This window comes from Streptomyces sp. NPDC045021, from assembly GCF_056432645.1.
In genome coordinates this window covers 270,888-291,157 of sequence record NZ_JBWKIQ010000002.1, presented here as the reverse complement: position 1 = coordinate 291,157, position 20,270 = coordinate 270,888, and the positions used below count along the sequence as shown (strand labels likewise).

The window sequence follows — 20,270 nt, the reverse complement described above, 5'->3', positions numbered from 1 at the left end:
CCCTTAAGCATCGTAGTCCCGCCCCCGCCCTACGACATTGAGCGCAAGCAAAGAGCGGGTGGTGTTCCGGTCGGAACACCACCCGCTCCCCTGAACGCCCCGACTCATTCGACGTCGTCGTCGGATTCCTCGTCGAGTCTGCTCTCCAGGACCTTGCCTTCGCCGGGGGCCATCGTCCCCAGGATCCGCTCCAGATCCTCTATTGAGGCGAACTCCACAACGATCTTTCCGCGCTTCTGCCCCAGGTCGACCTTCACCCGCGTGTCGAACCGGTCCGACAGGCGCGTGGCGAGGTTGGTCAGCGCCGGGGAGACCCGCCGTCCGGCCCGAGGGCCCACGGCCTTCTTCGCGCTCTTCGGCTCGGCGTTCATCAGGGTCACGATCTCTTCGACCGCCCGAACCGACAGCCCCTCGGCCACGATCCGGTGCGCCAGCAGATCCTGATCCTCCCCGTCCTCCAGGGAGAGCAGAGCACGCGCGTGCCCGAAGGAGATCACTCCGGCCGCGACGCGCCGCTGCACGGGCGCCGAGAGCTTCAGCAGTCGCAGTGTGTTGGAGACCTGGGAGCGCGAACGCCCGATCCGGTCGGCCAGCTGCTCATGCGTGCAGGCGAAGTCGCGCAGCAACTGGTCGTATGCCGCCGCTTCTTCCAGCGGGTTCAACTGGGCGCGGTGCAGGTTCTCCAGGAGCGCGTCCAGGAGAAGCTTCTCGTCCTCGGTCGCCCGGACGATGGCCGGGATGTTCTCCAGACCCGCCTCGCGGCAAGCCCGCCACCGGCGCTCGCCCATGATGAGCTCATAGCGCTCGGGGCCGGCCTGTCGCACCACCACCGGCTGGAGCAGGCCCACCTCCTTGATGGAAGTGATCAGCTCGTTCAGCGCCTCCTCGTCGAACACCTCTCGCGGCTGACGCGAGTTCGGCGTGATCGAGTCGATCGGCAGCTCGGCGAAGTACGCACTCGGCGCTGCGGGCGGCTCAGCCGCGGGCGGATCCGGTTCTGTTTCACGTGAAACCGGGATGTCCACCACCGGCGGAACATCGTGGGCTCTACGGTCCAGACCGGCGACCTTGGTGGCCGCCAGCATGCTCCGGTCCGCGGTCAGAAGCGGTACCGCCGACGGCGATGTACCCGCCGATGACGGTGCGGCCGGGATCAGCGCGCCTAGACCACGGCCGAGCCCTCTGCGTCGATCACTCACTGGATCCCCTCCGACATGCTGTGCTGATCATGCTCATTGGTGCCCTCGGCTCCGCGCAACGCCATCTCGCGCGCCGCTTCAAGGTAGGACAGTGCCCCGCTGGAGCCCGGGTCGTAGGTCAGCACGGTCTGGCCGTAGCTGGGTGCCTCCGAGATCCGGACGGAGCGCGGGATGCTCGTACGCAGCACTTCCTTGCCGAAGTGGGTGCGCACCTCATCCGCGACCTGGGCGGCGAGCCGGGTCCGGCCGTCGTACATGGTCAACAGGATGGTTGATACATGCAGCTTGGGGTTGAGATGAGCGCGGACCAGGTCCACGTTCTTCAGCAGCTGCCCCAGGCCTTCCAGTGCGTAGTACTCGCACTGGATCGGGATGACCACCTCGGCACCGGCCACCAGCGCGTTCACGGTGAGCAGGCCGAGGGAGGGCGGGCAGTCGATGAGGACGTAGTCCAGCGGCTGCTCATAGGCCTCGATGGCCCGCTGCAGCCGGCTCTCCCGCGCCACCAGGGACACCAGCTCGATCTCGGCGCCCGCAAGGTCGATCGTGGCCGGAGCGCAGAACAACCCCTCGACATCGAGGACCGGCTGCACGACCTCGGAGAGCGGGCGGCTCTCCACCAGGACGTCATAGATCGACGGCACATCGGCATGATGGTCGATGCCCAGCGCCGTGGAGGCGTTGCCCTGGGGATCGAGGTCGATCACCAGCACGCGCGCGCCGTGCAGCGCGAGCGATGCGGCAAGGTTGACCGTGGTCGTGGTCTTCCCGACCCCGCCCTTCTGATTGGCCACCACCATCACACGGGTCTGAGCCGGCCGAGGGAGCCCCTCACCGGCCCGACCGAGCGCTTCGACCGCCAACTGGGCGGCGCGACCGATGGGGGTGTCGTCCATTGGGGGCAATGTTTCACGTGAAACATCACCCCCGAATGATTCTGAACGGGGACCGGGGACCGGATCGGTCATCGGCCCCGCGATGTTGGCGTCGGACCGCAAGGATTCACTCTCCTCGACTACAGGCTCGCAATGCACAGAGCCTGCCATGCTTTCGGGGTCGTGAACCAGCGAGGCCCGGCTGCCTGTGGATGAATCCACCTCATGAGCCGACTTCGGGGGCTTATTGGCGCGCGCCTCAGCCGCGGCGCGACCGCGACTGAGGACTCCTGGGAGCAGGGAGCGACGTTTCACGTGGAACACGATGCACAGCGATGTGCCCGTTATCTCGGAGACACTCCGGATTATGTCGTTTTGGCCGTTTGTATGGAGTAGAACGCGCCTCAGTACCGACGCCGACCCGAGTTCTTCGCCGCCCGGCTGGCCCGCGCCGCCTTGGCCCTACGAGTCGCCGCCCGCACCCCGCCGGGGCTCTCCCCGACCACGACCCGCACCACCGTCGAGAGCGGGTCCACCACGCCCTCGCCGACCTGCACCACAGAGGTCTCCACCGCACCGAGCCGGCCGAGCGCGGACCGCGCCGCCGTCAGCTCCTCCTCGGCCGTGTCCCCCTTCAGAACGGCCATCTCGCCGTGCGGACGGAGCAACGGAAGTCCCCAGCCGGCCAGCCGCTCCAGCGGCGCCACCGCCCGGGCCGTCACCACATCCACCGCGGGGAGCTTGCCCACCATCTCCTCGGCACGCCCCCGCACCACGGTGACGTTGGACAGCGACAGAAGCTTGACCACCTCGTCCAGGAACGTGGTCCGTCGCAGCAGCGGCTCCAGCAGGGTGATGTGCAGATCCGGGCGCGCCAGCGCCAGCGGAATCCCGGGCAGTCCCGCCCCGGAACCCACATCGCACACCGTCATGTCCTGCGGAATCACCTCGGACAGCACCGCGCAGTTCAGCAGATGCCGCTCCCACAGCCGGGGCACCTCACGAGGACCGATCAGACCCCGGCGCACCCCCGCGTCGGCCAGCAGCTCCGCATAGCGGACCGCATCGGCGAAACGCTCGCCGAACACTGCCTGCGCCTGCTCGGGCGGCGCGGGAAGCTCCGCCGCCGCCTCCGCTGCTGCCTCCGTCACGAGGACTGTCCTTTCCGTCGATCCCGTTGCCGCACACCGCGACTTCCAGGCTTACAAGGATCGGCCCCGTCCGCGAGCAGACGGGGCCGACTGAGCCTTACTGGGCCGTACACGGCCCGATCAGACCGGAAGCACGACCACCCGGCGCTCGGGCTCCTCGCCCTCGGACTCACTGCGCAGCCCCGCGGCGGCGACCGCGTCATGCACGACCTTCCGCTCGAACGGCGTCATCGGGTCGAGCTTGACCGGCTGCCCGGTGTCCTTCGCCTCGTCCGCCGCCTTCGCGCCCAGCAGCGCCAGCTCGGCCCGCTTGCGGGCCCGGAAGCCACCGATGTCCAGCATCAGCCGGCTGCGGTCGCCGGTCTCCCGGTGCACCGCGAGACGGGTCAGCTCCTGCAGTGCCTCAAGCACCTCGCCGTCCCGCCCGACCAGCTTGTTCAGGTCACGGCTGGAGGAGTCGCCGACGATCGAGACAGCAGCTCGCTCGCCCTCGACATCCATGTCGATGTCCCCGTCGAGGTCCGCGATGTCGAGCAGACCCTCCAGGTAGTCGGCCGCGATCTCGCCTTCCTGCTCGAGGCGGGACAGGCGATCGGCGGAGCCGCCGTCGGTCACAGTGGTGCTGTTGCCTTCCGTCACGGATGGGCTCCTCATCAGGTTCTGCACTACTTCTTGGACGGGTGCTTGGGGCGCTGCTGACCCTTGCGCTGTCCGCCCTTGGACGTTCTGGGGGAGCCGGACGCGGTGGAGCCGCCGGACGGCTTGGTGTCCTCGGGCTCCTTCTTCGTCAGGCTCGGCTTGTCGGCCGTCTTACCCGAAGCGGCCGAGGCCGACGATCCGGACGCGGAACCCGCAGCGGTGCCGGCGGCCGTCGTACGGCGCGCCTTGGTCTGCCGCTTCGGCTGCTGGCGGTTGGCGCGGGCGACCTCGACGGCCTCCTTGGCCGCGATCTCCTCGGGCGGCTCCACCAGCTTGCCCTTGGCCCGCAGGCGGTCCTGGCGCTGCTTGAAGGCCAGGCTGCCCGGCGTCGGGTTCCGGCGGATCACGAACATCTGCTGACCCATGGTCCACAGGTTGGTGGTCAGCCAGTAGACGAGGACACCCACGGGGAAGTTGACACCCATCACGGCGAACATGACCGGGAAGACGTACATCAGCATCTTCTGCTGCTGCATGAACGGCGTCTTCACCGTCATGTCGACGTTCTTCGTCATCAGCTGGCGCTGCGTGTAGAACTGCGACGCCGACATCATGACGATCATGACCGCGGTGACGACCCGGACGTCGGTGATGGAGGCACCGAGCGCCGCGACCTTGTCGGCGCTCTCGGTGAACTTGGCCGCCAGCGGGGCACCGAAGATGTGCGCCTGCTTGGCGCTGTCCAGCAGCGGCTGGTTGATCGCACCGATCGTGTGGCCGTTGGCGATGCTGCTCAGCACGCGGTACAGGGCGAAGAAGAACGGCGACTGGGCGATGATCGGCAGGCACGAGGAGAGCGGGTTGGTACCCGTCTCCTTGTACAGCTTCATCATCTCTTCGGACTGTCGCTGCTTGTCGCTCTTGTAGCGCTCCTGGATCGCCTTCATCTTCGGCTGGAGCGCCTGCATGTTGCGGGTCGACTTGATCTGCTTGACGAACAGCGGGATCAGACAGATCCGGATCAGGACCACGAGCGACACGATGGACAGGCCCCAGGCCCAGCCACTGTCGGCGCCGAAAATCTTCCCGTACACCGAGTGGAACTGGACGATGATCCAGGAGACCGGCGTGGTGATAAAACTGAACAGATTCGAGATCGTGTCCACTAATCAGGCTCCTTGAGCATGGGGCGAAGTCTCTGCGGCCGGGCTGGTCTCAGCGACGGCGGAGGGACCGCCCTTGCTGTCGCGCAACATGTTGCGCAGCCGATCGTGCCACGGTGGGCGTTTACGGGGCGGAACATGATCGACACCGCCGGGCGACCACGGATTGCACCGCAGGATGCGCCAGGCGGTCAGTGCCGAACCCTTCACCGCTCCATGCACGTCAATGGCTGTGTACCCGTAGTGCGAGCACGATGGGTAGTACCTGCAGACCGGGCCCAGCAATGGGCTGATGGTCCACTGGTACAGCTTGATCAGTGCCAGCAGCGGGTACTTCATCTCGCCACCCCTCCCAGCAGCCGCTGCAGGGCGGCGTCCAGGTCGCGGGCCAGCTGTGCATGGTCAGCACCACCCGCACCGGGCAGCGCTCGTACGACTACCAGGCTACCGGGGGGCAGCAGGGCCAGCCGTTCGCGCACCAGGTGCCGCAGCCGGCGCTTCACGAGGTTGCGCTGCACGGCTCCGCCGACTGCTTTGCTCACGACGAAACCCGCACGTGCCGGGGGAGCTGTCCCCCCCGATACGTGCGGGTCCATGGTCTCTGCTTGCAGATGGACAACCAGAAGCGGGCGACCCGCTCGGCGTCCTCGGCGTACCGCTGCCGCGAAGTCCTGGCGCCGCCTCAGCCGATTCTCGGTGGGCAGCACGGCATGTGACCTGTTGCGATCAGGCGGACAGGCGGGCGCGGCCCTTGACGCGGCGCGTCGCCAGGATGGCGCGACCCGCACGCGTGCGCATCCGCAGGCGGAAGCCGTGGGTCTTGGCGCGGCGACGGTTGTTCGGCTGGAAGGTGCGCTTGCTCACTCGGGGGCTCCAGGGAAAATCGGGTGAAGGCGGGACGTCGCCTGGCTGTCACCGTGCGCCCACGAGAAACTCGCGGACCATTTAGGTGCACCGCTTGACGATCTTCCAGGGGGTCCCGGTTGATCCTCGCCCATCGGTAGGCAGGCGGCAGCAGCCATCGACAACTCGACCTCGATACGGTACGTGCGGTTGACCCATCCGGTCAAACCGGGGTCACCTGGGCCTCTGTTTGTGCACAGCCTGTGGACAACGACTTGAACCACTGGGGCTGCGCTGACTACCGTGGCCGAACTCGGGCATCTACCGCACACCCGACCCGACATCCTTCCCGCCCGTCCCAAGAACCACACCTTCGTGGGATTCCTCGGCACCACCAGCGACTGAGAGAGCGTGCACTGTGGCTGACGTATCTGCCGATCTTGCCGCAGTGTGGCCACGCGTACTCCAGAAAATCCTGGTGGAGAGCGAGGACCTCAAGCCGAAGGACGCGGAGTGGCTCAAGCGCACCCAGCCGCTCGCCCTCGTCGCGGGCACCGCGGTTCTCTCCGCCCCCAACGAGTTCGCCAAGAGCGTCCTCGAAGGGCGCCTGCTGCCACTGATCACCGAAGTCCTCAGCCGTGAGTTCGGACACCCTGTCGGTATCGCCATCGCCGTCGCCTCCGGCGGCGACCAGGACGGTCCGGCGCCGGCCCCGCAGGAGCCGGTCCAGGAGCCCGCCCCGTACGGACAGCACCGGCGGGAGTACGACGAGTCCTACGACCGCCCGCAGTCCGACCGCCCGTCCCACGACGACGGCCCCCGGATGCGTCGCGCCTACCCCGACCACCCGTCCGGGCGCCCCGGCGCCGACGAGTGGCCGCCGCGCCCCGCCGCCGACGACCCCTGGCAGCAGCCGCGGCTCGGCGGCTTCCAGGAGCGCGACAGCTACCAGAGCGAACGGGACCGCTACCCGGCGGAACGGGACCGCGAGTCCTATCCGCCGGCGCCGCAGACCGGCTACCGGTCCCAGCCGCCGGAGCGCGACCGGCACGACGCCGGTCGCCATGACTCCGGCCATCGCGACCAGGTCCGCCACGACCAGTCGCCCCCCGGCCGCAGCTCCCAGGGCAACCCCCCGAACGAGCCGACCGCCCGGCTGAACCCCAAGTACCTCTTCGACACCTTCGTCATCGGCTCGTCGAACCGCTTCGCGCACGCGGCGGCCGTGGCGGTCGCCGAGGCGCCGGCCAAGGCGTACAACCCGCTCTTCATCTACGGCGAGTCCGGGCTGGGCAAGACCCACCTGCTGCACGCCATCGGGCACTACGCGCGGAGCCTCTACCCCGGCACCCGGGTGCGGTACGTGAGCTCGGAGGAGTTCACCAACGAGTTCATCAACTCCATCCGCGACGGCAAGGGCGACACCTTCCGCAAGCGCTACCGCGAGATGGACATCCTGCTCGTCGACGACATCCAGTTCCTCGCGAGCAAGGAGTCGACGCAGGAGGAGTTCTTCCACACCTTCAACACCCTGCACAACGCGAACAAGCAGATCGTGCTCTCCTCCGACCGGCCGCCCAAGCAGCTGGTCACGCTGGAGGACCGGCTGCGCAACCGCTTCGAGTGGGGCCTGATCACGGACGTCCAGCCGCCCGAGCTGGAGACCCGGATCGCGATCCTGCGCAAGAAAGCGGTGCAGGAACAGCTCAACGCCCCGCCCGAGGTGCTGGAGTTCATCGCCTCGCGCATCTCGCGGAACATCCGCGAGCTGGAGGGCGCGCTGATCCGCGTCACCGCGTTCGCGAGCCTGAACCGGCAGCCGGTGGACCTGCAGCTGACCGAGATCGTCCTCAAGGACCTGATCCCGGGCGGCGAGGACTCGGTGCCGGACATCACCGGGCCCGCGATCATGGCGGAGACCGCGGCGTACTTCGGCCTGGCCGTGGACGACCTGTGCGGATCCTCGCGCAGCCGGGTGCTGGTCACCGCCCGTCAGATCGCCATGTACCTGTGCCGCGAGCTGACGGACCTGTCGCTGCCGAAGATCGGCGCGCTGTTCGGCGGCCGCGACCACACGACGGTGATGCACGCGGACCGCAAGATCCGGGCGCTGATGGCCGAACGGCGGTCCATCTACAACCAGGTGACCGAGCTGACGAACCGCATCAAGAGCTGATCCTGAGCCGGCTCACCACGCCCTCCTGAGCCGGCTCACCGCCTCGTCCTGAGCCGCTTCACCACCCGGTCTTGAGCCGTTTCACGACCCGTCCTGAGCCGTTTCACCATCTGAATCACGGCGGAAACGCCCCTGCGCCCCGGGAGTCGAACTCCCGGGGCGCTTCTTTTTGTTCGAGTGCAGGGCCCTGATCGGGGCTTCTCCACAGGTTGGGCCGTAAACCGCCGTCCACACCCTGGGGACTGGGAAGTTGTCCCAACTGCCTCCACAGGCAGGCCCGCTGCATACTCATCGGGCGAGGTCAGCGGGGTGTGGATTTGTGGGAAACCTTCGTCCACAGGCTGTGGACAGAGATTGTGGTTACCGGTCAGTCCGGAGGTTGTCCACCGGCCGCCCACAGGCTGAAGGGGGTTGTACACAGCTTCTCCACACGTTTGTCCACTGTTCGGCAACAAAATGGCGTCTGTCCCCGGGGAGAGTGAACCGCGTCACACCAAGGGGGTGGATTGGGCTGGGGAGAACCCGGGTATTTCTGGGGACAGTGCTGGGGAGAAGTGGGGGTCCCCTGTGTATGCGGTGTGCACAACTTCTGGCTGTCCACAGAAGCGGGTGGTTATGCACCGCCTCCGCCCACAGGCTCGGTGGATAAAAAACCTGCTCTGACCTGCGCAGGAACCACTTATCCACGGTATCCACAACACCTATTACTACGACTACGTATAGATAACTGGGAACCTGCTTGGAAGCATGGGCTGTGAACAACTCGGGCCGGAGCCGCCCGACACCGCCCTGCCCGGCTTGACCTCAACCCGCACCGACTGTCGGCGGCGGCTGTCAGACTGTTCACCGACAGCCAGCAACAAGCAGGAGGCGGTTCCGGTGAAGATCCGGGTGGAGCGCGACGTACTCGCCGAGGCAGTGGCTTGGGCAGCCCGCAGCCTTCCGGCCCGTCCCCCGGTACCGGTCCTCGCCGGACTGCTGCTGAAGGCGGAGGAGGGCAGGCTCAGCCTCTCCGGCTTCGACTACGAGGTCTCGGCCCGGGTCGCGGTCGACGCCGAGGTCGAGGAGGACGGCACGGTCCTCGTTTCCGGCCGGCTGCTCGCCGACATCACGCGGGCACTTCCCAACAGGCCTGTGGAGATCTCCACCGAGGGCTCCCGCGTCACCGTCGTCTGCGGCAGTTCGCGATTCACACTCCACACCCTGCCTGTGGAGGAGTACCCGGCACTGCCCGCGATGCCCGTCGCCTCCGGCACGGTGCCCGGTGAGGTCTTCGCCGCCGCGGCCGCCCAGGTGGCCATCGCCGCCGGCCGTGACGACACCCTCCCGGTGCTGACCGGCGTGCGGATCGAGATCGAGGGCGACACCGTCACCCTCGCCGCCACCGACCGCTACCGCTTCGCGGTCCGCGAGTTCATGTGGAAGCCCGAGCAGGCGGACATCTCCGCGGTCGCCCTGGTGCCCGCCAAGACCCTGCTGGACACCGCCAAGTCCCTGACCAGCGGAGACACCGTCTCCATCGCGCTGGCCGGCTCCGGCGCCGGTGAGGGCCTGATCGGTTTCGAGGGCGCCGGGCGCCGCACCACCACCCGGTTGCTCGAAGGCGATCTGCCCAAGTACCGCACTCTCTTCCCGACCGAGTTCGCCTCGGTCGCCGTCATCGAGACCGCGCCCTTCGTCGAGGCCGTCAAGCGCGTCGCGCTGGTCGCCGAGCGGAACACCCCGGTGCGGCTCAGCTTCGAGCAGGGCGTCCTCACCCTGGAAGCCGGCTCCAGCGACGATGCACAGGCTGTGGAGCGGGTCGACTCCAAGCTCGACGGCGACGACATCTCGATCGCCTTCAACCCGACGTTCCTGCTGGACGGGCTCAGCGCGATCGACTCGCCGGTCGCCCAGCTCTCCTTCACCACCTCCACCAAGCCCGCGCTGCTCAGCGGCCGCCCGGCGGTGGACGCGGAGGCGGACGATGCGTACAAGTACCTGATCATGCCGGTGCGCCTCTCCGGCTGAGCCGGTCGCACGGGGCCGTCGTAGGCTCGCACTAGGTCAGGCACGCTTCGAACGAAGGATCTGCGATGGAGCTCGGTCTCATCGGTCTCGGCAAGATGGGCGGCAACATGCGCGAGCGCATTCGCCGCGCGGGCCACACCGTCATCGGCTACGACCGGAACCCGGACGTCGCCGATGTCCACAGCCTCAAGGAGCTTGTGGACACCCTCAAGGGTCCGCGGGTGGTGTGGGTGATGGTCCCGTCCGGTGCGGCCACCCAGTCGACCATCGACGAGCTCGCCGGCCTGCTCTCCCCCGGCGACATCGTCGTCGACGGCGGCAACTCCCGCTGGACCGACGACGAGAAGCACGGCGAGGAGCTGAAGGCCAAGGGCATCGGCTTCGTCGACTGCGGCGTCTCGGGCGGTGTCTGGGGCCTGGAGAACGGCTACGCGCTGATGTACGGCGGCTCCGCCGAGGACGTCGCCAAGGTGCAGCCGATCTTCGACGCCCTCAAGCCCGAGGGCGAGTTCGGCTCGGTCCACGCGGGCAAGATCGGCGCCGGCCACTTCGCGAAGATGGTTCACAACGGCATCGAGTACGCCATGATGCAGGCCTACGCCGAGGGCTGGGAGCTGCTGGAGGCCGTGGACTCGGTCACCGACGTCCGCGAGGTCTTCCGCTCCTGGCAGGAGGGCACCGTCATCCGCTCCTGGTTGCTCGACCTGGCGGTCAACGCGCTGGACGACGACGAGCACCTGGAGAAGCTGCGCGGCTTCGCGCAGGATTCGGGCGAGGGCCGCTGGACGGTGGAGGCCGCGATCGACAACGCGGTGCCGCTGCCGGCGATCACCGCATCGCTGTTCGCCCGTTTCGCGTCCCGCCAGGACGACTCCCCGCAGATGAAGATGATCGCGGCGCTGCGCAACCAGTTCGGCGGCCACGCGGTCGAGAACAAGAAGTAGTCATTACCGGGGAGGCCGGCGCACAGCCATGCACGTAGCGCACCTGTCGCTAGCCGACTTCCGTTCCTACGCCCGGGTCGAGGTACCGCTCGACCCGGGCGTCACCGCTTTCGTGGGCCCCAACGGACAGGGCAAGACCAACCTCGTCGAGGCGGTCGGGTACCTGGCCACGCTGGGCAGCCACCGGGTGGCGTCCGACGCGCCGTTGGTGCGGTCGGGGGCGGAGCGCGCGGTCGTCAGGGCCCAGGTGGTGCACGGCGACCGGCAGCAGCTCATCGAGCTGGAGATCAATCCGGGCCGGGCGAACCGCGCCCGCATCAACCGTTCGAACCAGGTCCGGCCGCGCGATGTGCTGGGCATTCTGCGGACCGTGCTGTTCGCTCCCGAGGACCTCGCCCTGGTGAAGGGCGACCCCGGTGAGCGCCGCCGGTTCCTCGACGAGCTGCTCACCACCCGTACTCCGCGGCTGGCGGGCACCCGATCGGACTACGAGCGGGTGCTGAAACAGCGCAACACGCTGCTGAAGAGCGCGGCGATGGCCCGCAGGCACGGCGGCAAGGGCGCCGACCTGTCGACGCTGGACGTGTGGGACCAGCATCTGGCGGGGGTCGGGGCGGAGCTGCTCGCGCAGCGCCTGGACCTGACGGCCGCGCTGCAGCCGCTGGCCGACAAGGCGTACGAGCAGTTGGCTCCCGGGGGCGGTCCCATCGCTCTGGAGTACCGCAGTTCGATCGGCGAACGACTCGCCGGAGCCAGTGGCCGGGAGGAGTTGTCCGGGCTGTTGCTGGAGGCGCTGGCCGAGTCCCGCAAGCAGGAGATCGAGCGGGGGGTGACGCTCGTCGGCCCGCACCGTGACGATCTGCTGCTGAATCTCGGGCGGCTGCCGGCGAAAGGGTACGCGAGCCACGGCGAGTCCTGGTCGTACGCGCTGGCGCTGCGGCTGGCGTCGTACGAGCTGCTGAGCGCGGACGGCAGGGAGCCGGTGCTGATTCTGGACGACGTCTTCGCGGAGCTCGACACCAAGCGGCGCCGGCGACTGGCCGAGCTGGTGGTTCCTGGCGAGCAGGTGCTGGTCACGGCGGCTGTGGAGGACGATGTGCCGGAGTTGCTGGCGGGAGCGCGGTTCGCGGTCGAGCAGGGCGCAGCGGAGCGTGTGTCATGAGCGGGCAGTTGCCGACGGGCGGTCCGGCGGACGGCCGGGGCGCGGGAAAACCGGCCCCCTCAGGAGCATCAGGAACATCAGGAGCACCGGACGCGGCCACCCCCGGGGACGGGCTGTCGGGCGTCGACCTGGCGCGGGTCGCGCTGCGCGCGGCCAAGGAGCAGGCGCGGGCGCGGGGCGCCGCGACGCAGCAGAAGAAGCAGGCGCGCCGCGGCGGCCTGCGCAGCGGTGCGCGCGCCGACGGCCGCGATCCGCTGCCGCTGGGCGCCGCGATCAGCCGGTTGATCACCGAGCGCGGCTGGGAGGCGCCGGCCGCGGTGGGCGGTGTGATGGGGCGCTGGCCGCAGATCGTCGGCGAGGACGTCGCGCAGCACTGCGAGCCGGCGAAGTACGACGAGGAGGAGTGCGTCCTGACCGTGCAGTGCGACTCCACGGCGTGGGCGACGCAGCTGCGGTTGCTGGCTCCGACGCTGGTGGCACGGCTGAACAGCGATCTTGGCCATGGCACAGTGAAGTTGATCAAGGTGTTGGGCCCGATGGGGCCGCCGCGTACCTACGGCCGGCTGCGCGCGCCGGGCAGCAAGGGTCCGGGCGACACATACGGGTGAGAGCCGTGGGTCGGCTGAGACCCTGCTCACCGTAGTCGTGGGTTGACAGCCAGAAGCCCTGGACGCCTGCGTGAGCCGTTTATGGCCCTGGTCCACGTGTAGGGAGTCGGGTGAGTGCGGTTCGGGACGGCACGTGGGAACCCAGGTACCGCCAAAGCCCCATTCATGTCGGCGCTACCGGTAGACTGATACGTAAGCCGCCCAGTCGCGGTACATGTCGAACGACGCAGCCGATCCCGCTCGGCGGGAGACGGCTCGTGCTGTGCCAGAAAGGGCGCTTCGTGGCCGATTCCGGCAACCCCAACGAGAACTCCAGTCCGGTCTACGACGGCAGCGCGATCACCGTGCTCGAGGGCCTCGACGCGGTCCGTAAGCGTCCGGGCATGTACATCGGCTCCACCGGTGAGCGCGGCCTGCACCACCTGGTCCAAGAGGTGGTCGACAACTCGGTCGACGAGGCCCTCGCAGGGCACGCGGACACCATTGACGTGACGATCCTGGCCGACGGCGGCGTGCGCTGCGTCGACAACGGCCGCGGCATCCCCGTGGACATCGTCGCATCCGAGGGCAAGCCCGCCATCGAGGTCGTCATGACCGTGCTGCACGCGGGCGGCAAGTTCGGCGGCGGCGGCTACGCCGTCTCCGGCGGTCTGCACGGCGTCGGCGTCTCCGTCGTCAACGCGCTGTCGACGAAGGTCACGGTCGAGGTCAACCGCGACGGCTTCCGCTGGACGCAGGACTACAAGCTGGGTGTTCCGACCGCTCCGCTGGCGAAGAACGAGCCGTCGTCCACCACGGGCACCACGGTGACGTTCTGGGCCGACCCGGACATCTTCGAGACCACCGAGTACTCCTTCGAGACGCTGTCCCGGCGGCTGCAGGAGATGGCCTTCCTCAACAAGGGCCTGACGATCATGCTGACCGACGAGCGCGAGTCGGCGAAGGCGACGGTCGGCGCGGAGACGGTCGAGGAGTCGGACGACGCCCCCCAGGTGCGTTCGGTGAAGTACTACTACCCCGGCGGCATCGTCGACTTCGTCAATCACCTCAACTCCCGCAAGGGCGAGCTGATCCACCCGACGGTGATCGACATCGAGGCGGAGGACAAGGAGCGGCTGCTCTCCGTCGAGGTCGCGATGCAGTGGAACACCCAGTACACCGAGGGTGTCTACAGCTTCGCGAACACGATCCACACCCATGAGGGCGGTACGCACGAGGAGGGCTTCCGTGCGGCGCTCACCGGGCTGGTGAACCGCTACGCGCGCGAGAAGAAGTTCCTCCGCGAGAAGGACGACAACCTCGCCGGCGAGGACATCCGCGAGGGTCTGACCGCGATCATCTCGGTCAAGCTGGGCGAGCCCCAGTTCGAGGGCCAGACGAAGACCAAGCTGGGCAACACCGAGGCCAAGACCTTCGTGCAGAAGGCCGTGCACGAGCACCTCACGGACTGGCTGGACCGCAACCCGAACGAGGCCGCGGACATCATCCGCAAGTCGATCAACGCGGCCACCGCGCGGGTCGCGGCCCGCAAGGCGCGTGACCTGACCCGTCGCAAGGGGCTGCTGGAGAGCGCGTCGCTGCCGGGCAAGCTGAGCGACTGCCAGTCGAACGACCCGACGAAGTGCGAGATCTTCATCGTCGAGGGTGACTCGGCCGGTGGTTCCGCGAAGTCGGGCCGCAACCCGCAGTACCAGGCGATCCTCCCGATCCGCGGCAAGATCCTCAACGTCGAGAAGGCGCGGATCGACAAGATCCTGCAGAACACCGAGGTCCAGGCGCTGATCTCGGCGTTCGGCACCGGTGTGCACGAGGACTTCGACATCGCGAAGCTCCGCTATCACAAGATCATCCTGATGGCGGACGCCGACGTCGACGGTCAGCACATCAACACCCTGCTGCTGACGTTCCTCTTCCGCTTCATGCGCCCGCTGGTCGAGGCCGGCCACGTGTACCTGTCGCGCCCGCCGCTCTACAAGATCAAGTGGAGTCGGGACGACTTCGGGTACGCCTACTCCGACCGTGAGCGCGACGCGATGATGGAGATCGGCCGCCAGCAGGGCAAGCGGGTCCGGGAAGACGCGATCCAGCGCTTCAAGGGCCTCGGCGAGATGAACGCCGAGGAACTGCGGATCACCACCATGGACATCGACCACCGCGTGCTCGGCCAGGTCACCCTGGACGACGCGGCGCAGGCCGACGACCTGTTCTCGGTGCTGATGGGTGAGGACGTCGAGGCGCGGCGCTCGTTCATCCAGCGCAATGCCAAGGACGTCCGCTTCCTCGACATCTGAGTCGGCCCCACCGCCGCCGCCCGAAAGGACTTTGACCAGCAATGGCCGACGAGAACACCCCCGTGACACCCGATGACGAGGCGGCCGTGCCCGCCGATGCCGAGATCTCCACCGTGCGCATCGAGCCGGTGGGCCTCGAAACGGAGATGCAGCGCAGCTACCTCGACTACGCGATGTCCGTCATCGTGTCGCGTGCGCTGCCCGACGTCCGTGACGGCCTCAAGCCGGTGCACCGCCGGGTGCTGTACGCGATGTACGACGGCGGCTACCGGCCCGAGAAGGGCTTCTACAAGTGCGCCCGCGTCGTCGGTGACGTCATGGGTACGTACCACCCGCACGGCGACTCCTCGATCTACGACGCCCTGGTCCGCCTCGCCCAGCACTGGTCGATGCGCATGCCGCTCGTGGACTCCAACGGCAACTTCGGTTCCCCGGGCAACGACCCGGCCGCCGCCATGCGGTACACCGAGTGCAAGATGATGCCGCTGTCGATGGAGATGGTCCGCGACATTGACGAGGACACCGTCAATTTCCAGGACAACTACGACGGCCGTAACCAGGAGCCGACGGTCCTCCCGGCGCGCTTCCCGAACCTGCTGGTCAACGGCTCGGCGGGCATCGCGGTCGGGATGGCCACCAACATCCCGCCGCACAACCTGCGCGAGGTCGCGGCGGGCGCGCAGTGGTACCTGGAGAACCCCGAGGCCTCGCACGAGGAGCTGCTGGACGCGCTCCTGGAGCGGATCAAGGGCCCGGACTTCCCGACCGGCGCGCTGGTCGTGGGCCGCAGCGGCATCGAGGACGCGTACCGCACGGGCCGCGGCTCGATCACGATGCGCGCGATCGTCAACGTCGAGGAGATCCAGAACCGCCAGTGCCTGGTGGTCACGGAACTTCCGTACCAGGTCAACCCGGACAACCTCGCGCAGAAGATCGCCGACCTGGTGAAGGACGGCAAGGTCGCCGGCATCGCCGACGTCCGCGACGAGACGAGCTCGCGCACCGGGCAGCGCCTGGTCGTGGTGCTCAAGCGCGACGCGGTCGCCAAGGTCGTGCTGAACAACCTGTACAAGCACACCGACCTGCAGACCAACTTCGGCGCGAACATGCTGGCGCTGGTCGACGGTGTGCCGCGCACCCTGTCGATCGACGCGTTCATCCGGCACTGGGTGACGCACCAGGTCGAGGTCATCGTCCGCCGTACGCGTTTCCGGCTGCGCAAGGCCGAGGAGCGGGCGCACATCCTGCGCGGCCTGCTCAAGGCGCTGGACGCGATCGACGAGGTCATCGCGTTGATCCGGCGCAGCAACACGGTCGAGATCGCCCGTGAGGGCCTGATGGGCCTGCTGTCGATCGACGAGATCCAGGCGAACGCGATCCTGGAGATGCAGCTGCGGCGCCTGGCGGCTCTGGAGCGGCAGAAGATCGTCGCGGAGCACGACGAGCTGCAGGCCAAGATCAACGAGTACAACGCGATCCTGGCCTCGCCCGAGCGGCAGCGGCAGATCATCAGCGAGGAGCTGGCGGTCATCGTCGACAAGTTCGGCGACGACCGGCGCAGCAAGCTGATCCCGTTCGACGGTGACATGTCCATCGAGGACCTGATCGCCGAAGAGGACATCGTCGTCACGATCACGCACGGCGGTTACGTCAAGCGCACCAAGACCGAGGACTACCGGTCGCAGAAGCGCGGCGGCAAGGGCGTACGCGGCGCGAAGCTGAAGCAGGACGACATCGTCGACCACTTCTTCGTCTCGACCACGCACCACTGGCTGCTGTTCTTCACCAACAAGGGCCGCGTCTACCGGGCGAAGGCGTACGAGCTGCCGGACGCCGGGCGGGACGCGCGCGGCCAGCACGTCGCGAACCTGCTGGCGTTCCAGCCGGACGAGAAGATCGCCCAGATCCTGGCGATCCGGGACTACGCGGCTGTTCCGTACCTGGTGCTCGCCACCAAGGCGGGGCTGGTCAAGAAGACCGCGCTCAAGGACTACGACTCACCGCGGGCCGGCGGCGTCATCGCCATCAACCTGCGCGAGGCGGCGGACGGCTCGGACGACGAGCTGATCGGTGCCGAGCTGGTGTCGGCGGAGGACGATCTGCTGCTGGTGAGCCGCAAGGCACAGTGCATCCGGTTCACCGCCACGGACGACGCGCTGCGCCCGATGGGCCGTGCCACGTCGGGCGTCAAGGGCATGAGTTTCCGAGAGGGCGACGAACTGCTCTCGATGAATGTGGTCAGGCCGGGTACGTTCGTCTTCACCGCCACGGACGGCGGGTACGCCAAGCGCACCAAGGTGGACGAATACCGCGTCCAGGGGCGTGGCGGACTCGGTATCAAGGCGGCGAAGATCGTCGAGGACCGCGGTTCCCTCGTCGGGGCGCTGGTGGTCGAGGAGACCGATGAGATCCTCGCCATCACCCTCAGCGGTGGAGTGATTCGTACGCGGGTCAACGAGGTCAGGGAGACGGGCCGTGACACCATGGGCGTCCAACTGATCAACCTTGGCAAGCGGGATGCCGTTGTCGGCATCGCGCGCAATGCCGAGGCTGGGGCTGAGGCCGATGAGGTCGACGCCGAAGAGGCCGAGGGCGACCAGCCCGTGGCCGCTGAAATCGAGGAGTAGGCCGTGAGTGGAGCCACGGGCGCCGCTGCTGGTGGGATGACAGGCCCGGACCGGCCGCAGGCGGCCGTCCAGGCCGGTGCCGGCGGTGCCCCTGGCTCCCCCACGGACAGCGGCCCGCAGCAGGGGGGATCAACCGTGACAGACACCCGTCCGCCGCATCATGCGGGCCCGCTTCAAACCTACGGTGCAGGGGTTCCCGGTACGCCGGATCAGCCACCGCACCAGCCCGCGCAGGCGTACCCGCCGCCGGCCGCCCAGACGGTCGGCGTGGGGGCGCCGGCCGCCGCGGGCGTCCGTCGGCCGCGTCCGGCGGCCCGTACCGTGCCGCGCACGCGCAAGGCCCGGCTGCGGGTGGCCAGGGCCGACCCGTGGTCGGTGATGAAGGTCAGCTTCCTGCTCTCCATCGCGCTGGGCATCTGCACGATCGTGGCGGTGGCGGTGCTGTGGATGGTGCTGGACGCGATCGGCGTCTTCAGCACCGTCGGCAGCACGATCAGCGACGCGACGACGGCGGAGGGCGGCACCAGCGGTGGTTTCGACCTGGTGTCCTTCCTGTCGCTGTCCCGGGTCCTGGTCATCACCACCGTCATCGCGGTGATCGATGTCGTCCTCGCGACGGCGCTGGCCACCCTCGGTGCCTTCATCTACAACATGTCCGCGGGCTTCGTCGGGGGCGTCGAGCTGACGCTCGCGGAGGACGAGTAGCAGGGCGCCGGATTCCGATTTTGGGACATGGCCTGTGGTGCGCTAATCTTTCGTTGCAGCGCGGGCCTATAGCTCAGACGGTTAGAGCGCTTCCCTGATAAGGAAGAGGCCACAGGTTCAAGTCCTGTTAGGCCCACCAGCGCGAACGCCCCGGAAGGATCTCCTTCCGGGGCGTTTCTGCGTCCCGTACCCCCACGGCTTACGCCAGTAGGTAGATCAGTGTCCCTGCATCCCGTCCCGTAGCTTGGCGCTGATCTTGGCTGCGGCGGCCCGCTGGGACTCCGTGGTGACGTGGGTGTAGATGTCCAGCGTCGTTTTGATCTGGCTGTGACGAAGGATCTTCTGAGCGTCTTTGGGGTGTACCCCGAGCCATGCGAGGAGACTGCCGCAGGTATGACGTGTGTCATGCAGCCGCACCCGCCGGAGCCGGGAGCGCTTCACCCGGCGCTGGAACGTCTGGGAGAAGTGATCCGGATCAAAGAGACCCCCGGTCTCGGTGCCGAACACCAATCCCAGCTCGGTCCACTTCTCCCCTGCCTTGGCCTTCTCCAGCTCGCGCAGGCGCCGGCAGTCTCCCAAGGTCTCGATGCACAGCAGGGGGAGCGGCAGAGCGCCCTTGGAAGCTTCTGTCTTGAGGTCCACCAGAACCAGCCCAGCGCCCTTCTGCCGCTGTACCTGCTTGCGCGGGTGCGCTACCCCCTGATCGAGGTCCAGATCGATCCAGCGCAGGCCCAGAAGCTCTCCACGCCGCAGACCCAGCACCAGGGCCAGGACGAAGGCGGCGTGCATGCGGTGCGGGCGGGTGGACCGCAGGAAGTCGATGGCTTCCTGCGCGCTCCACGGGATGATCTCTTTGGAATCGACGGAGGGCATGTCCACCAACGATGCGACGTTGCGGAGCAGCAGTTCTTCCCGCATCGCCCGGTTGAGGGCGTTCCGCAGCACCTTCATGCACTCAAGGCGCGTTGACGCACCCACGCCTTCGGCCTTGGTCTGCCGCAGGAAAGTGCGCACGTCGGCAATGCCGAGCTTGGTCAGCCGCTTTGTCCCCAGCTTGGGGATAAGGTGCAGCCGCGCCATGGACTCGTACTTGTCGTAGGTGGTGGGCCGCTGGTTCGGCTGCACGATCTCTGCCAGCCAGTACGTGAGGTAGGGGCCGACCTTCCACGCCTTATCCGGTGTCGGCACGCCCTTGGACTCCAGCTCCAACAACTTGGCCAGCTTCTCGGCGACTTCGTCATAGGACTTGCCGTAGCGGGACACCCGCTTGAGCAAGCCCTCAGTCGTCGTCACGTAGGCACGCCCGTGATACGTACCGTCCTTGCGGCGGGTGATGCTGCCCGCACCGTTCGGCCTGCGCTTGGCCATGGTCAGTACTCCTGATCAGTCTGGTTGCGGAGATAGGCGGAAAGGCTCTCGACCGTGATCCGGCGGTTCCGGCCGATTTTGAAGCTGTCCAGCTCGCGCGAGCGGAGCAGGTCGTAGAGCTTGCTGCGGCCGAGCCGCAGTGCAGCCATGACCTCTGGCACGGTCAGTGCTTCGGGAATGGGAGCGGTTGTCACTGCGGCTCCTTGGGTGGCGGGGTGGGCGCGTTTTGGGCGGCTCGCGCTCGTGAGGCCGTCGCACCTGTCCGAGGTGGAGATTTCTGCGTCATTGCGTCATCGGCGTCATTCGCGCCTCTGACCTGCGGTTTTGCGTGACGTAGAGGTTGAGGGCTGCGTCATGGGTGCGTCATGGGCTGCGTCATCGCATGACGCAGATGACGCAGGATGACGCAGGCGCTTCCGTCTGCGTCATGGCCGTTGCCGCAGCTCAGGGCCCGTATTTCGGCCCGCATGACGCAGATGACGCAGGTTCTTCCTTCTTAGGAAAAAAGA

General features: G+C 67.8%; 17 protein-coding genes, 1 tRNA gene and 1 pseudogene. 9 read left to right on the top strand and 10 right to left on the bottom strand.

Annotated elements, in window-relative coordinates; genetic code table 11:
* Positions 1 to 104 precede the first annotated feature (104 nt).
* The 8 genes from AC07DC_RS08375 to rpmH form a co-directional block, all read right to left on the bottom strand.
* Positions 105 to 1,199, bottom strand: coding sequence for a ParB/RepB/Spo0J family partition protein (locus AC07DC_RS08375; protein ID WP_478913126.1), 1,095 nt, complete (start codon positions 1,197 to 1,199; stop codon positions 105 to 107).
* Positions 1,196 to 2,245, bottom strand: a complete 1,050-nt coding sequence (locus AC07DC_RS08370) for a ParA family protein (RefSeq protein WP_138351170.1) — start codon at positions 2,243 to 2,245, stop codon at positions 1,196 to 1,198. Before AC07DC_RS08370 ends, AC07DC_RS08375 begins: the two co-directional genes overlap by 4 nt.
* 233 nt (positions 2,246 to 2,478) lie before the next feature.
* A complete protein-coding gene (gene rsmG / locus AC07DC_RS08365) occupies positions 2,479 to 3,225 on the bottom strand; it encodes a 16S rRNA (guanine(527)-N(7))-methyltransferase RsmG (RefSeq protein WP_478913124.1) in 747 nt (248 codons plus the stop codon).
* Between the two features lie 120 nt (positions 3,226 to 3,345).
* Complete coding sequence (locus AC07DC_RS08360) at positions 3,346 to 3,879, bottom strand: Jag family protein (protein ID WP_478913122.1); 534 nt, start codon at positions 3,877 to 3,879, stop codon at positions 3,346 to 3,348.
* 11 nt (positions 3,880 to 3,890) lie between these two features.
* Positions 3,891 to 5,030 carry a membrane protein insertase YidC gene (gene yidC, locus AC07DC_RS08355; RefSeq protein WP_478913120.1) on the bottom strand — a complete coding sequence of 380 codons (1,140 nt, stop codon included), beginning with the start codon at positions 5,028 to 5,030 and terminating at the stop codon, positions 3,891 to 3,893.
* A 3-nt stretch (positions 5,031 to 5,033) separates the two neighbouring features.
* A complete protein-coding gene (gene yidD / locus AC07DC_RS08350; protein ID WP_478913119.1) occupies positions 5,034 to 5,366 on the bottom strand; it encodes a membrane protein insertion efficiency factor YidD in 333 nt (110 codons plus the stop codon).
* On the bottom strand, positions 5,363 to 5,734 hold the full coding sequence (gene rnpA / locus AC07DC_RS08345) for a ribonuclease P protein component (protein WP_478913117.1): 372 nt from the start codon (positions 5,732 to 5,734) through the stop codon (positions 5,363 to 5,365). Before rnpA ends, yidD begins: the two co-directional genes overlap by 4 nt.
* A gap of 19 nt (positions 5,735 to 5,753) precedes the next feature.
* Complete coding sequence (rpmH, locus tag AC07DC_RS08340) at positions 5,754 to 5,891, bottom strand: 50S ribosomal protein L34 (protein WP_138351176.1); 138 nt, start codon at positions 5,889 to 5,891, stop codon at positions 5,754 to 5,756.
* 397 nt (positions 5,892 to 6,288) lie between these two features.
* Between rpmH and dnaA the strand changes: the two genes are divergently transcribed.
* From dnaA to AC07DC_RS08295, 9 genes and pseudogenes are all read left to right on the top strand, one after another.
* On the top strand, positions 6,289 to 8,046 hold the full coding sequence (dnaA, locus tag AC07DC_RS08335; protein WP_478913114.1) for a chromosomal replication initiator protein DnaA: 1,758 nt from the start codon (positions 6,289 to 6,291) through the stop codon (positions 8,044 to 8,046).
* A gap of 879 nt (positions 8,047 to 8,925) precedes the next feature.
* A complete protein-coding gene (dnaN, locus tag AC07DC_RS08330; protein ID WP_138351178.1) occupies positions 8,926 to 10,056 on the top strand; it encodes a DNA polymerase III subunit beta in 1,131 nt (376 codons plus the stop codon).
* Between the two features lie 59 nt (positions 10,057 to 10,115).
* A pseudogene (gnd, locus tag AC07DC_RS08325) lies at positions 10,116 to 11,000 on the top strand (phosphogluconate dehydrogenase (NAD(+)-dependent, decarboxylating)); the annotation flags it as partial.
* Between the two features lie 28 nt (positions 11,001 to 11,028).
* Entirely contained in the window at positions 11,029 to 12,162 is a 1,134-nt protein-coding gene (gene recF, locus AC07DC_RS08320; RefSeq protein ID WP_478913112.1) for a DNA replication/repair protein RecF, read from the top strand.
* Entirely contained in the window at positions 12,159 to 12,770 is a 612-nt protein-coding gene (locus tag AC07DC_RS08315) for a DciA family protein (RefSeq protein WP_478913109.1), read from the top strand. Before recF ends, AC07DC_RS08315 begins: the two co-directional genes overlap by 4 nt.
* A 257-nt stretch (positions 12,771 to 13,027) precedes the next feature.
* A complete protein-coding gene (gyrB, locus tag AC07DC_RS08310; RefSeq protein WP_478913107.1) occupies positions 13,028 to 15,061 on the top strand; it encodes a DNA topoisomerase (ATP-hydrolyzing) subunit B in 2,034 nt (677 codons plus the stop codon).
* A gap of 41 nt (positions 15,062 to 15,102) precedes the next feature.
* On the top strand, positions 15,103 to 17,688 hold the full coding sequence (gyrA, locus tag AC07DC_RS08305) for a DNA gyrase subunit A (RefSeq protein ID WP_478913105.1): 2,586 nt from the start codon (positions 15,103 to 15,105) through the stop codon (positions 17,686 to 17,688).
* Positions 17,689 to 17,691: 3 nt separating this feature from the next.
* On the top strand, positions 17,692 to 18,393 hold the full coding sequence (locus AC07DC_RS08300; RefSeq protein ID WP_478913103.1) for a DUF3566 domain-containing protein: 702 nt from the start codon (positions 17,692 to 17,694) through the stop codon (positions 18,391 to 18,393).
* Positions 18,394 to 18,455: 62 nt separating this feature from the next.
* Positions 18,456 to 18,532: transfer RNA gene (locus tag AC07DC_RS08295), tRNA-Ile, on the top strand.
* A 77-nt stretch (positions 18,533 to 18,609) separates the two neighbouring features.
* Here AC07DC_RS08295 and AC07DC_RS08290 read toward each other — a convergent pair.
* The gene (locus AC07DC_RS08290; RefSeq protein ID WP_478913101.1) at positions 18,610 to 19,761 is read right to left on the bottom strand and encodes a tyrosine-type recombinase/integrase; all 1,152 of its coding nucleotides are present in this window, start codon (positions 19,759 to 19,761) and stop codon (positions 18,610 to 18,612) included.
* Between the two features lie 2 nt (positions 19,762 to 19,763).
* Positions 19,764 to 19,955 (bottom strand): helix-turn-helix domain-containing protein, encoded by a 192-nt coding sequence (locus AC07DC_RS08285; RefSeq protein ID WP_478913100.1) that lies wholly within the window; start codon positions 19,953 to 19,955, stop codon positions 19,764 to 19,766.
* Positions 19,956 to 20,270: the final 315 nt, after the last annotated feature.

Excerpts from the sequence above, each read along its gene's own strand:
- AC07DC_RS08315 (WP_478913109.1), top strand. The coding sequence starts at position 12,159 with ATGAGCGGGCAGTTGCCGACGGGCGGTCCGGCGGACGGCCGGGGCGCG.
- gyrA (WP_478913105.1), top strand. The coding sequence starts at position 15,103 with ATGGCCGACGAGAACACCCCCGTGACACCCGATGACGAGGCGGCCGTG.
- AC07DC_RS08370 (WP_138351170.1), bottom strand. The coding sequence starts at position 2,245 with ATGGCAGGCTCTGTGCATTGCGAGCCTGTAGTCGAGGAGAGTGAATCC.
- AC07DC_RS08360 (WP_478913122.1), bottom strand. The coding sequence starts at position 3,879 with ATGAGGAGCCCATCCGTGACGGAAGGCAACAGCACCACTGTGACCGAC.
- yidD (WP_478913119.1), bottom strand. The coding sequence starts at position 5,366 with ATGAAGTACCCGCTGCTGGCACTGATCAAGCTGTACCAGTGGACCATC.
- recF (WP_478913112.1), top strand. The coding sequence starts at position 11,029 with ATGCACGTAGCGCACCTGTCGCTAGCCGACTTCCGTTCCTACGCCCGG.
- AC07DC_RS08290 (WP_478913101.1), bottom strand. The coding sequence starts at position 19,761 with ATGGCCAAGCGCAGGCCGAACGGTGCGGGCAGCATCACCCGCCGCAAG.